At 74.4% G+C, this 11,824-nt stretch carries 14 protein-coding genes and 1 pseudogene; 9 read left to right on the top strand and 6 right to left on the bottom strand.

Going from position 1 to position 11,824, the window contains the following annotated elements; translation table 11 throughout:
• Nucleotides 1-40 precede the first annotated feature (40 nt).
• The 3 genes from WME85_RS24715 to acsA all read right to left on the bottom strand — a co-directional run bounded on the left by WME85_RS24715 (nucleotide 41) and on the right by acsA (nucleotide 2,482).
• Nucleotides 41-283 (bottom strand): hypothetical protein, encoded by a 243-nt coding sequence (locus tag WME85_RS24715; protein WP_437841556.1) that lies wholly within the window; start codon nucleotides 281-283, stop codon nucleotides 41-43.
• A gap of 88 nt (nucleotides 284-371) precedes the next feature.
• Nucleotides 372-578, bottom strand: a complete 207-nt coding sequence (locus tag WME85_RS24710; protein WP_437841553.1) for a hypothetical protein — start codon at nucleotides 576-578, stop codon at nucleotides 372-374.
• 119 nt (nucleotides 579-697) lie between these two features.
• Nucleotides 698-2,482 carry an acetate--CoA ligase gene (gene acsA / locus WME85_RS24705; RefSeq protein WP_437842354.1) on the bottom strand — a complete coding sequence of 595 codons (1,785 nt, stop codon included), beginning with the start codon at nucleotides 2,480-2,482 and terminating at the stop codon, nucleotides 698-700.
• Nucleotides 2,483-2,723: 241 nt separating this feature from the next.
• Here acsA and WME85_RS24700 point away from each other — a divergent pair, with 241 nt between their 5' ends.
• From WME85_RS24700 to WME85_RS24660, 9 genes and pseudogenes are all read left to right on the top strand, one after another.
• The gene (locus WME85_RS24700; protein WP_437841551.1) at nucleotides 2,724-3,005 is read left to right on the top strand and encodes an N-ATPase subunit AtpR; all 282 of its coding nucleotides are present in this window, start codon (nucleotides 2,724-2,726) and stop codon (nucleotides 3,003-3,005) included.
• Nucleotides 3,002-3,679 carry a F0F1 ATP synthase subunit A gene (gene atpB / locus WME85_RS24695; protein ID WP_437841548.1) on the top strand — a complete coding sequence of 226 codons (678 nt, stop codon included), beginning with the start codon at nucleotides 3,002-3,004 and terminating at the stop codon, nucleotides 3,677-3,679. Before WME85_RS24700 ends, atpB begins: the two co-directional genes overlap by 4 nt.
• The gene (locus WME85_RS24690; protein WP_437311886.1) at nucleotides 3,676-3,918 is read left to right on the top strand and encodes a F0F1 ATP synthase subunit C; all 243 of its coding nucleotides are present in this window, start codon (nucleotides 3,676-3,678) and stop codon (nucleotides 3,916-3,918) included. Before atpB ends, WME85_RS24690 begins: the two co-directional genes overlap by 4 nt.
• Nucleotides 3,919-3,921: 3 nt before the next feature.
• The gene (gene atpF, locus WME85_RS24685) at nucleotides 3,922-4,674 is read left to right on the top strand and encodes a F0F1 ATP synthase subunit B (protein WP_437841545.1); all 753 of its coding nucleotides are present in this window, start codon (nucleotides 3,922-3,924) and stop codon (nucleotides 4,672-4,674) included.
• On the top strand, nucleotides 4,661-6,226 hold the full coding sequence (locus WME85_RS24680; RefSeq protein ID WP_437841544.1) for a F0F1 ATP synthase subunit alpha: 1,566 nt from the start codon (nucleotides 4,661-4,663) through the stop codon (nucleotides 6,224-6,226). The genes atpF and WME85_RS24680 overlap by 14 nt, the downstream gene beginning before the upstream one ends.
• Nucleotides 6,213-7,088: a F0F1 ATP synthase subunit gamma gene (locus WME85_RS24675; protein WP_437841542.1), complete on the top strand. Its 876-nt coding sequence runs from the start codon at nucleotides 6,213-6,215 to the stop codon at nucleotides 7,086-7,088. The genes WME85_RS24680 and WME85_RS24675 overlap by 14 nt, the downstream gene beginning before the upstream one ends.
• A gap of 2 nt (nucleotides 7,089-7,090) precedes the next feature.
• Nucleotides 7,091-8,615: pseudogene (gene atpD / locus WME85_RS24670) on the top strand (F0F1 ATP synthase subunit beta); the annotation flags it as partial.
• Nucleotides 8,506-8,937 (top strand): F0F1 ATP synthase subunit epsilon, encoded by a 432-nt coding sequence (locus tag WME85_RS24665; protein WP_437842352.1) that lies wholly within the window; start codon nucleotides 8,506-8,508, stop codon nucleotides 8,935-8,937. The pseudogene atpD and the gene WME85_RS24665, both read left to right, overlap by 110 nt.
• Nucleotides 8,934-9,266, top strand: a complete 333-nt coding sequence (locus WME85_RS24660) for an AtpZ/AtpI family protein (protein WP_437842350.1) — start codon at nucleotides 8,934-8,936, stop codon at nucleotides 9,264-9,266. The genes WME85_RS24665 and WME85_RS24660 overlap by 4 nt, the downstream gene beginning before the upstream one ends.
• Before the next feature lie 2 nt (nucleotides 9,267-9,268).
• On the opposite strand, the gene WME85_RS24655 is transcribed toward WME85_RS24660, so the two are convergent.
• Genes WME85_RS24655 through WME85_RS24645 form a run of 3 tightly spaced genes read right to left on the bottom strand, consistent with a single transcriptional unit; the run spans nucleotide 9,269 to nucleotide 11,723 of the window.
• Nucleotides 9,269-9,526 carry an acyl carrier protein gene (locus tag WME85_RS24655; protein WP_437841540.1) on the bottom strand — a complete coding sequence of 86 codons (258 nt, stop codon included), beginning with the start codon at nucleotides 9,524-9,526 and terminating at the stop codon, nucleotides 9,269-9,271.
• Nucleotides 9,527-9,529: 3 nt separating this feature from the next.
• Entirely contained in the window at nucleotides 9,530-10,753 is a 1,224-nt protein-coding gene (locus WME85_RS24650; RefSeq protein WP_437841537.1) for a dihydrolipoamide acetyltransferase family protein, read from the bottom strand.
• Nucleotides 10,746-11,723, bottom strand: coding sequence for an alpha-ketoacid dehydrogenase subunit beta (locus WME85_RS24645; protein WP_437842349.1), 978 nt, complete (start codon nucleotides 11,721-11,723; stop codon nucleotides 10,746-10,748). The genes WME85_RS24650 and WME85_RS24645 overlap by 8 nt, the downstream gene beginning before the upstream one ends.
• Between the last annotated feature and the right edge of the window lie 101 nt (nucleotides 11,724-11,824).

Here is an 11,824-nt window from a genome sequence, read left to right as displayed (position 1 = left end):
GCGTCCGAGGAGCTCCGCCCGGCGGGCGTCAGCGCAAGCGTCAGGGCGCGACGATCCGCCCCGGCGCCCCCTCGGCGCCGCTCTGGGAGTGGCAACTGTTGCAATCGCCGCTCATCTGGGCGGTGAGCATCTTGCGCTCCTTGTCGCCCTTCACCACCCGTGCGGTGATCGGGAAGTTGATGGGCGTGCGATCTTGGAAGGTATCGAAGAGGAAGTTGCCCGACGCGTTGAGGAGGACCGCCCCGCCGATGTGGAGAAGGCTGGCTCTGCAATGCGGGGACACGTTGTTGATATGGCGTTTCGTTTTCAGGAGACCGCGGGCCTCACAAGGGGTGTTGATGTAGCATTTCGTTTTCAGGAAACCGCGGGCCTCATAAAAAGGTGATCTGCCAATCCGGGGCAGTCCCCGCAGCTGGGGGGTAGGACCATGCCTCGTCGCGCTCTCCCATCGTGCCGGGCTGGTACAGGATGGCGAGCGTGAAGTGGCTGCGCGCCATCACGGTGCTCGACGAGCCGTTCCGGAGGTTCGAGCAGGCGCGCGAGTACCGATACAAGAGGAACGCAGCCGATCCCGGCATTCCCGTCCGCGAGAAGCGGGTCAACTCCGTGATGAAACCGCCGGGGCTGCGCGATCTCGAGAGCGCCTATTGCTTCGTCGCGCCCGGAACGTACGTCATCGAGGGTGTCCGCGCGACGCTCACGGCTCCGCCTCCCCGGTCCTGTCCGGCGCCGGGCCCGCTTCGAGCGTGGACAGGTCGCCCTCGGGCAGGCCGAGCTCGCGCGCCCGGAGCAGACGCCGCATGATCTTGCCGCTGCGCGTCCGCGGCACCGAGCCGGCGAAGGCGATCTCGCGCGGCGCGACCGCTGGCCCGAGGTGCTTGCGCGCGAAGCCGAGGAGCTCCCGCTCGATGTCCGGCGACGGCGCATGCCCGGGCCTCAGCGCGACGAACGCCTTGACGATCTCGCCGGCGATCGGATCCGGCCGCCCGATCACGGCGGCCTCGGCCACGGCGGGGTGCATGAGCAGCGTGCTCTCCACCTCGAAGGGACCGATGAGGTGCCCGGCGCTCTTGATGACGTCGTCGTCGCGCCCGACGAACCAGTAATACCCGTCCTCGTCCCGCCGGGCGATATCGCCGCTCAGGTACCAGCCGCCCGCGAAGCACTTCGCGTAACGCTCGGGGTCGTTCCAGTAGGCGCGAAACATCGACGGCCAGCCGGGCCGCAGCGCGATCTCCCCCTCCACGTCGGGCTCCTCGATCACCTCGACGCCGCCGTCGGGGCTGCGGCGGACGATCGCCGCCTCCACGCCTGGCAGCGGGCGCCCCATGGATCCAGGGCGGATATCCGTGCAGGCGAGGTTGGCGATCATGATTCCCCCCGTCTCTGTCTGCCACCAGCCGTCGTGGAAGGGGCGGCCGAGCACCTCGTCGCTCCAGAGCACCGCGTCCGGGTTCAATGGCTCGCCCACGCTGGCCATGAAGCGCAGCGCGCCGAGATCTCGGGCGCGAAGCGGCTCCACGCCGGCTTTCATGAGCATCCGGATCGCGGTGGGCGCGGTGTACCAGACCGTGACGCGCTCTCGCTCGAGGATCTCGTACCAGCGCTCGGCGTCGAAGTCGGCCTCGTCGACGACCATGGTCACGCCGTTCGTCAGCGGCGCGAGGATGCCGTAGGACGTCCCTGTCACCCATCCCGGGTCCGCCGTGCACCAGAAGATGTCGTCCGGGTGGAGGTCGAGCGCGAGCCTTCCGGTCACGTGATGCATCACGACCGCGGCGTGGACGTGGAGCGCGCCCTTCGGCGTGCCTGTCGTCCCGCTCGTGAAGTGCAGCAGGGCCGGCTCCTCCGGATCGGTCGGCGGGATCTGCGTCGCGGCGGGCGCCTCGTCGAGCAACCTTGGATACGAGAGCGTCCCCGGCGCCTCGCCGTCCACGAGGATCACGTGCTCGAGCCACGGCATCTCGCCGCGGATCGGCGCGACCTTGCGCGCGTAGAGCCGCGACGTGGTCACGAGCACGCGCGCCCCGCCGATGCTCATCCGCGCGCGCAGCGGCTCGGGGCCGAAGGCCGAGAACAGGGGGCAGAAGATCGCCCGGTGCCTGAGCGCGCCGAGCGCGGCGACGTAGAGCTCCGGCGTCCTGCCGAGCAACGTGTACACGCGATCTCCCGGCCGGACCCCCAGGCCGGCGAGCGCGCCGGCGAAGCGGGCCGTGAGCATGGCCAGCTCGCCGTAGCGGACGTCCACCCGCTCTCCGTCCTTGCCCAGCCAGCGGATCGCGACGCGATCCCTGCGGTCGCCCGCGGCGTGGCGGTCCACGGCCTCGTAGGCCATGTTGAGCCCCTGTCCGCCTGGCAGCCCGGTCAGCTCGGCGCGCGCCTCTGCCCACGAGAAGCGGCGGCGCGCCTCCGTGTAGTCGGCGAGGTTCGGCGGCGGCTCCCCCGCGCCGCGAAGCTTCTTGATCTGCCCGGGCGCCTGCATCATCGCCTCCCCCGACCAGCACGCAACGACCGTACCGGCGCGGGCTCTCGTCTCGGCGCTGAAGTGGCGACAAAGAGCCCACGCGGCCCAGGCGGTCACGGCCGCTCCGCGCGCTGCTCGCGCAGCGGACGCACACGCGGGATCATGCCTTTCGATCGGGCGCCGCTCTCTTATTGATCCGAATTGATCCGACACGCCGCCGGCGCGCGGAGCGGGCGGCCCGGAGCGCAAGGAGAACGGCATGTCGCCTCTCATCTGGTCCCTGGTCGGCGCGTCGCTCGCGGCAGCGTTCTTCGGCGCCCTCGCCTGCTCCGTCCGCCGGCACCTGGCCGAGGGCGCCGCCGCGCGGGCGCTGCTGCTGCACGCCGGGCGGTGGATCCTGCTGCTCTCGGCGCTCACCGCGATCGCGCGCCTGGATGGCCGCGCCCTCCTGCCCGTCGCGGCGGGGTTCGCGCTCGTCCAGGCCGCGGCCTGCGCGGTCGCGCTCGCGTGCCGGCGATCGATGGGGAACAGGGGCACATGAGCTCGCCCCTCGCCGATCCCGCCCTCTTCCACCTCGGTCCGGTGCCCGTCACGGGGACCACGCTCACGAGCTTCGCCATCACGGCGGCGCTCGGGGGCGCGAGCGCCCTGCTCGGGCGGCGGCTGTCCGTGACGCCAGGCAGGCTCCAGGCCGCCACCGAGGTCGTCGTCGCCGCCATCGGGGATCAGGTCCGCGCCATCGTCCGGCGGGACCCTGCGCCCTACCTGCCGCTCCTCGGCACGCTCTTCCTCTTCCTCGTCGCCGCCAACTGCGCCGGCGTGCTCCCCATGGTCCATGCGCCGACCGAGCGCATCGAGACGCCGCTCGCGCTCGCGCTCATCGTCTTCTTCTCCGTCGCGGGCTACGGCGTCCGGGCACACGGCCTGCTCGGCTATCTCAAGCACTTCCTCGAGCCGAGCCCGCTGCTCGCGCCGATCCACCTCCTCTCGCAGGCGACCCGGACCTTCTCCCTGATGATGCGCCTGCTTGGGAACATCATGAGCCACGGGCTCGTGCTCGCCGTGGTCGTCTCGGTGGCGGGCTTCCTCGTCCCCGTTCCCCTCATGGCGTTCGCGCTGTTCGTGGGGATCGTGCAGTCGTACATCTTCACCGTGCTCGCGGCCGTCTACGTCGGCGCGGCGATCGAGGAGCAGGTCGACGGGAGGGCCGCGTGAGCGCGGAGGGCCTGAGCATCCTCGGCGCCGTGCTCGCGGTCAGCGCCGGCGCCGTCGGGCCGGCGTTCGCCGAGGGCCGCGCGATCGTCGCGGCCATGGAGGCGATCGCCCGCCAGCCCGAGGCCAGCGCGACGATCGCGCGGACCCTGTTCGTCGGCCTCGCGATGATCGAGGCCACGGCGATCTACTGCCTCGTGGTCGCGCTCGTCCTGCTCTTCGCCAACCCGTTCGTGCGCTGAGCCATGCACGTCTCCGCCTGGAACATCGCGCTGCAGACGGTCAACTTCCTCGTCCTCGCCTGGCTCCTCCAGCGCTTTCTGTGGAGGCCGGTGGCCAGGGTCGTCGAGGCGCGGCAGAGGGACGTCGCGGCGCTCCTCGGCGACGCGCGCGAGGAGCGGGCGCGGGCGCAGCGGGCCGAGCTGGAGGCGCAGACGAGGCTCGCGGCGCTCGCCGACGAGGGGCGCCGCGAGCTCGAGGCGTCGCGGCGCCGCGCCGACGCGGAGGCGCAGCGCATCCGGGAGGAGGCGGAGCAGAAGGCGCGCGGCCTCATCGAGCAGGCCCGGACCGAGCTCGCGGAAGAGCGGGCGCGGGCGCTCCACGACCTCGAGGCGCAGGCGACCGAGCTCGCGATCACGATCGCGGAGAGGCTGCTCCGCGAGGCGTCGGCGGGGCAGGACGCCCTCCTGGTCGCCCGGGCCATGCAGACCCTGGACGAGCCGGAGCAGCGGCGGCTCGTCGCCCGGCAGCTCGACCAGCTCGACGAGGCGCGCGTGGAGGTGGTCTCGGCGAGCCCGCTCGAGAAGGACGCGGAGCAGCGGGTCCGCACGTGGCTCTCGGGGCTCGCGGCGTGCCCGGTGGCGCCGGTGTTCCAGGTCGATCCGTCGATGGTCGCGGGCCTCGAGCTGCGCTTCCCCCACGGGGTGTGGCAGCTCAGCTACCGGGCGTGGCTCAGGCGGATCGCCGCCGCCCTCGAGGTGCGCGATGGGGCTTGCTGAGGACCTCGGCGACTGGGTGGGGCGAGCGAGGGAGCGCGCGCGCGCCCTTCCCCTCGGGCCGGAGTCCCGGGAGGTCGGGCGCGTGCTCCGCGTGGCCGACGGCATCGCGACCGTCAGCGGATTGCCGTACGCGCAGCTCGACGAGGTCCTCGTCTTCGACGGCGGCACGCGCGGCCTCGCGGTGGCGCTCGATCCCGGCGCCATCGGCTGCGTGCTGCTCGGTCCGGACAGGGGCATCACCGCGGGCTCCGCCGTCCGGGGGACGGGCACGGTGATCGAGGTGCCGGTCGGCGAGGCGCTGCTCGGGCGCGTCGTCGACCCGCTCGGGGAGCCGATCGACGGGGGCGGCCCGCTCGGCGGGGCGGCGGTCTCCCGCGCGCGCGCGCGCCGGCCGATCGAGCGCCGGGCGCCCTCCATCGTCGATCGCGCCCCGGTCGCCGAGCCGCTCTTCACGGGGATCCTCCTCATCGACGCGATGCTCCCGCTCGGGCGCGGCCAGCGCGAGCTCATCATCGGCGACCGCGGCACCGGGAAGACCTCGATCGCGGTCGACGTGATCCTGAGCCAGCGGGAGACCGACGTCGTCTGTGTCTATGCGGCGATCGGCCAGACCTCGTCCTCGGTCGGCGCGGTGATCGACGCCGTCCGCCGCTACGGGCCGAGGGACCGCACCACCTGCGTCGTCGCCGCGCCGGACGCCACCGCCGGGCTCCAGTGGCTCACCCCCTATGCGGCCTGCGCCATGGCGGAGCACTTCGTCGAGCGCGGCGGGCACGCGCTGCTCGTCCTCGACGACCTCACGAGCCACGCCCTCGTGCACCGGCAGATCTCGCTCTTGCTGCGCCAGCCCGCGGGGCGCGAGGCGTTCCCGGGCGACGTGTTCTACCTGCACTCGCGGCTGCTCGAGCGGGCCGCGAGGCTGACCGCGGCGCTCGGCGGCGGCTCCCTGACCATGCTGCCCATCGCCGAGACACAGGCCAGCAACCTGAGCGCCTACATCCCGACCAACCTCATCTCGATCACCGACGGGCAGATCTTCCTCGACCCGCGCCTCTACAACGAGGGGTGGAAGCCCGCGATCGACGTCGGCAGGAGCGTGTCCCGCGTCGGCGGCAAGACGCAGACGCCCGCGATGCGCGCGGTCGCGGAGAGCCTGCGGCTCGAGTACGCCCAGTTCCTGGAGCTCGAGCTGTTCGCCCGCGTCGGCGGGGGCGCGGAGGAAGCCACGAGGCGAGCGATCGAGCGCGGCCTGCGGGCGCGCGCGGCGATGGCGCAGCCGCTGCACCGCCCCCTCTCGGCGGGGCGGCAGATCGCCTTGCTGACGGCGCTCCAGGAGGGCTTGCTCGACCCGCTCCCGGTTCCGGCGATCGACGCGCTCCGCGACGCGCTCGACCGCGGGCTCGCGGCCCGGTGTCCCGCGACGCTCTCGCGGCTCGAGGCCGGCATCGAGCCCACGCCGGAGGAGCGCCGCGCGCTCTGCGCCGAGCTCGCCGCGATGGTGGCCGAGGTCGGCGCCCGGGGGGGCGAGGGGCGAGGTGATGGACGCGGCTGAGCTCGCGGCGCGGATCCGCACCCTCTCGCAGGCGGCGAAGGTGGTCGACGCGATGCGCTCGGTCGCGGCGTCTCGCAGGCGGCAGGCCAGCGACGCCTGCACGGGGTTCGAGCGTTACGCCGCGGCGACGCGGGCGGCGCTCGGCGAGGCGATCGCGCTGCTCGCCGCGGAGGAGGGGAGCGCGCCCCTCGAGAAGGCCGCCGGCGCCGCCAGCGCCCGACGGATCGTGGTCCTCTTCTCGGAGCACGGGTTCGTCGGCGCGCTCAACGAGCGGCTGCTCGACGCGGCGCTCCGCGTCGCCCGCGACGCTCCGGGGCCGGTCGAGCTCGCTGCGCTGGGCACGCGGGGGCTCCGGCTCTGCCGCGACCGCGGCGTCGTCGCGCTTCCTGGGGGCCCGCTGCCGTCGACGGTCTCGGGCGTCGGTCCGGCCGCGGATCGGCTCACGCGGGATCTGTTCGGCGCGATCGCGGGCGGCGCGATCGCCGGCGTCGATCTGGTGTTCGCGCGGCGCGCCGGCATGCTCGGGTGGGGGCCTCAGGCGCTCCGGCTGTTCCCGCCGGAGCGCGGGCCCGGCGCGGAGGCGGCGCCGGGCGAGCCCCCGCTGCGCACGCTGCCGGCGGCGGCGCTCGTCGCGCGGATCATCGAGGAGCACTGCCTGGCCCAGGCGGCCTGGGCGCTCGGCGAGGCGTTCGCGTGCGAGCACGCGGCACGCCTCGCGGCCATGGAGGCGTCGGCGCGCAGCCTGCGGGACGAGCTCGACGAGCTCGTGAGCGCGGAGCGCACCGCGCGGCAGGAGGCGATCACGAGCGAGATCCTCGAGATCGCCGCCGGCGCGGAGCCGCTGCGCGAGGCGGAGGGGTGACGATGGCGGGCGACGGCGGGTCGGGCGCGGGGCGGGCCGAGGGCACGGTGTGCAGGGTGCGGGGATCGGTCGTCGACGTCGCGTTCCCTGGCGGGGCGCTCCCGCGCACGGGCGAGGCGCTGACGCTCGAGCTCGGCGGCCGCCGCCTCGTGCTCGAGGTGCAGCAGCAGCTCGATCCCGAGCACGTGCGGACGGTGGCCCTCGCGTTCACCGGGGGCCTCGGGCGCGGGGCGCGCGTCACGGCCGCCGGGGCGCCGATCACGGTGCCCGTGGGAGACGCCGCGCTGGGCCGGCTGGTCGACGTCCTCGGCGACCCGCTCGATCGGCGCGGCCCCTTTCCGCCGGACACCCCGCGCCGCCCGATCTCCCGCCCGGCGCCGCCGCTCGCGGCCGAGGTGCGGGCGCGCGAGGCGTACCCCACGGGCATCAAGGTGATCGATCTGCTCGCGCCGCTGGCGCGCGGGGGCAAGGCAGGGCTCTTCGGCGGGGCCGGGGTCGGCAAGACGGTGCTCCTGATGGAGCTCATCCGGAGCACGATCTCGGGGCAGCGGGGCGTCGCGGTCTTCGCGGGCATCGGCGAGCGATCGCGCGAGGGGAACGAGCTCTGGCTCGAGATGCGCTCCTCGGGGGTGCTCGACCGGACGGTGCTGGTCTTCGGCCAGATGAACGAGCCGCCGGGGGCGCGCTTCCGCGCCGGGATGACGGCGCTCGCGCACGCCGAGTTCTTCCGCGACGAGCGCGGGCAGGACGTGCTGCTGCTCATCGACAACATCTTCCGCTTCGTCCAGGCCGGCTGCGAGGTCTCCGGTCTCCTCGGGCGCCTGCCCTCCCGCGTGGGCTACCAGCCCACGCTCGCGACGGAGATCGCCGAGATCGAGGAGCGGATCGCCTCCACCGCGGGCGCCACCATGACGTCGATCCAGGCCGTGTACGTCCCCGCCGACGACATGACCGATCCGGCGGTCGCGCAGATCCTCACGCACCTCGACGCGGCGATCGTGCTCTCGCGCAAGCTGTCGAGCGAGGGGATCTATCCCGCGATCGACCCCCTGGCCTCGAGCTCGATCTTGATGGATCCGCTCGTCGTCGGCGCGGGCCATTACCGGACCGGCGCGCTGGTCCGCCGCACGCTCGCGGAGTACCGGGAGCTCGCCGACATCATCGCGATGCTCGGGATCGAGGAGCTCTCGCCGGAGGACCGGCGCACGGTCGCGCGGGCGCGGCGGCTCCAGCGGTTCCTCACGCAGCCGTTCGTCGTGACCCAGCCGTTCACGGGGCGCGCGGGCGCGACGGTCGAGGTCGCCGAGTGCATCCGGGGGTGCGACGCGATCCTCGCCGGAGAGTGCGACGACTGGCCGGAGAGCGCGCTGTACATGGTGGGCACGCTCGACGAGGCGCGCGCGCGGGTGAGGGGATCGTGAGGCTCACGATCGTGACGCCGACCGCGCTGATCGCGGACGTGGAGCCGGTCCGCCACGTCCGCGCCGAGGACCCGACGGGCTCCTTCGGGATCCTGCCGGGGCACGCGGACCTGCTCACCGTGCTCGTCGTCTCGGTGCTCGTGTACCGGGACGAGGCAGGGCGCGAGCGCTTCGTGGCGGTGCGGGGCGGCGTGCTGACCGTCCGCGAGCGGCGCGCGGTCGAGGTCCTCACCCGCGAGGCGGTCGCGAGCGACGACCTGGACCAGCTCGAGCGCGACGTGCTCGTCCGCTATCGCCGCGCGGCCGCCGCCGAGGAGGAGGCCGCCCGCGGCCTGCGCCGCCTCGAGGGAGCGCTGCTGTGCAGGGTGGCCGACCACCTGCGGATCGCACGGCCGCGCCATGGGATCCCTCCGCTGGAGCCGCGGTGACCTCCCCTGGAAGCGAGGGGCCGGGGCACCCGCCGGGGGAGCGCGACGCCTTGCACGAGGGCGTCGTCCGGTTCGGCGCGCGGCGCCGGCGCTGGGCGTGGGAGCGGGGGCGATCGCTGGGGCTCGCGCTGTCCCTGGTCGGCCTCGGCTGGCTCGTGGTGCTGCCGGCGCTGCTCGGGCTCCTCGTGGGGAGCTGGCTCGACGCGCGCTTCCGGACAGGCCTCGTGCTCCGGGCCGGCCTCGGCCTGCTCGGGCTCTCGCTCGGCTGCGCGAGCGCGTGGCGGTACGTCGCGCGCCAGCTCCGGCGCGGCGACCGCGGGCACGGCTGACGCTACGCCGCCCGCTGCGCGAGCTTCTCCGCCAGGTAACCGGTGCACCCGCGGACCGTCGCGATGCGCCGGTAGTCCGACTCGGGCACGCTCACGCCGAGCTCCGCGTCGAGGGCCGTCACGAAGCGCAGGAGATCCATCGAGTCGATGTCGAGCTCCTCGCGGACGTCGCCGTCCGGATCCAGCGCCCCGACGTCCGCCTCCGGCGCGATGCGCTGGAGCTCCCGGCGCACGACGGCCTCGATCTCCTCCTTGTCCATCGGTCAGAGCCCCTCCGGTCGTTGCAGGAGCGCGTCGAGCGACGCGAGGTAGGCGGCGGCCCGGTGGCCGTCCGTCACCCGGTGGTCCGCGGCGAGCGTCGCGCTGACGAGCGGCCGCGGAGCCACACGGCCCTCGACGACCCACGGCCGCTCGGCGATCTTGCCGAACCCGACGATCGCCACCTGCGGCGGAAAGATGACGGGAAACACCGTCTCCACGCCGCGCTCCCCGAGGCTCGTGACGGTGATCGTGGGGTCGCTCATCTCGGAGCTCCGCAGCGTCCCGGCCCGGGCGCGCTGGACCAGGCCCTTCAAGGCGGCCATCAGCTCGGCGAGCGGCAGCCGGTCCGCGTCGTGCAGCGCCGGCGCCACGAGCCCGCCGCCCCGGAGCGACACCGCCACGCCGAGGTGGATCCGCGGGGCGGGCGGCGCCTCGTCCCCCTCCCAGCGGGCGTTCAGCTCGGGGACGTCGCGCAGGGCGAGCGCCGCCGCCTTGAGGAGCAGCGCGCCCGGCAGGAGCCGCTCGGCCACGCTGCGCGCCGCGTTCTCCCGCTCGATCCAGGACATCGCCGCGCCGACGTCGATGGTCGTGCCGAGGTAGAAGTGCGGCGCTTCGCGCTTCGAGCGGGCCATCGACGCCGCGATCGCCCGGCGCATGCGCGCGGCCGCCTCTTTCTTGATGGCATCGGCCATCGCCGCCTTCTTCGTGGCGGCAGCGGCGGCCTCCTGCTCCTCCTGCGCGGCCGAGGCGGCCGCCCGCTCGACGTCCACGGCCTCGACGGCGCCGTCCGGTCCTGTCCCCTGGACCCGCGCAAGATCGACCCCGAGCTCCTGCGCCCGCCGCCTCGCGCGGGGCGACACGCGGGGTCCCTGCGCGAGCGCCGCGGGCGGCGGCGCGGCCTCGTGCGGCGCCCCGGCGGCCGCCGGGGGCGGGGGCGGCGGCGCAGGCGCGGCGGGCGCGACGGGTGGGGGCGCGCTGGCCGCAGCCTCGCGCTCAGCGCGGATCACGGCCAGCGGCGTCCCGACGGGCACCTTCTGCCCGGGCTCCACGAGGAGCCGCTCGATGAGGCCGCTCGTGAACACCTCGACCTCCACGATCCCTTTCTCGGTCTCGACCTCGGCGATGACATCGTCGCGCGCGACGCGGTCCCCCACCGCGCGGCGCCACTTCACCAGCGTCCCGGCCTCCATGTCCGCGCCGAGCGAGGGCATCAGGAACTCAGCCATCGCGCCTCACCGTCCTCTCCACGGCGGCGACGATGCGCGGGACCTGCGGCAGCGCCGCCTCCTCGAGGTGACGCGCGTAGGGGATCGGCACCTCGGCGCTGCACACCCGCGCGACCGGGGCGTCGAGCTCGTAGAACGCGCCCTCCATGATGCGCGCGCTCACCTCGGCGGCGAGGCTCCCGCTCCGCCACCCCTCGTCGATGAGCACGGCGCGGTGCGTACGCCGTACGGTGGCGAGGATCGCCTCCTCGTCGAGCGGCCGCAGGCACCGGAGGTCCAGCGCCTCGGCCTCGATCCCGCGCTCCGCGAGCTGCTCGGCCGCGGCGAGCGCCTTCGGGACCGAGCCCCCGTGCGCGATCAGGCTCACGTGGCGGCCCGCGCGCCGCACCTCCGCGCGCCACGGGGCCGCGGGGGGCGCCTCGTCGTCGAGCTCGCCCTCCATCGGGTACAGGAACTGGTGCTCGAAGACGACCACCGGGTCCGGATCCTCGATCCCGGCGAGCAGCATGTCGCGCGCGTCCTGCACCGTCGCGGGCGCGAGGGCCTTGAGCCCGGGCACGTGCGCGTACCAGTTCTCGAGGCTGTGCGAGTGCTGCGCGGCGAGCTGGCGTCCGCCCCCCGTGGCCATGCGCACGACGAGCGGGATCGAGAGCTGGCCGCCGGACATGTGCCGGAGCGCCGCCGCGTTGTTCACGATCTGGTCGAGCGCGAGCAGGCTGAAGTTGACCGTCATCACCTCGACGATCGGGCGGGCCCCGCCGAGGGCGGCCCCGATGCCGGCGCCGACGAAGGTCGACTCGGCGAGCGGCGTGTCGCGGACCCGCTCCGGTCCGAACTCCTCGAGCAGGCCGGCGCTGCACGCATAGGCGCCGCCGTAGCGGCCCACGTCCTCGCCCATCAGGAAGGCCCGCGGCTCGCGCCGGAGCGCCTCGCGCAGCCCGGCGCGGACCGCCTCGCGGTACGTCGCCATCCGCTTCACGTCACGGCACCTCCACGAGACGGCTCAGGGCCTCCTCCCGCCGGACGGGCCCCGCTCTGCTGCGCGTCTTCCTGCTCTGGCTTGGTGCCTCT

This window comes from Sorangium sp. So ce1153, from assembly GCF_051521595.1.
Lineage (GTDB): Bacteria > Myxococcota_A > Polyangia > Polyangiales > Polyangiaceae > Sorangium.
Note: the sequence above shows the minus strand (reverse complement) of the source record. Positions and strands in the feature narration are given on the sequence as shown.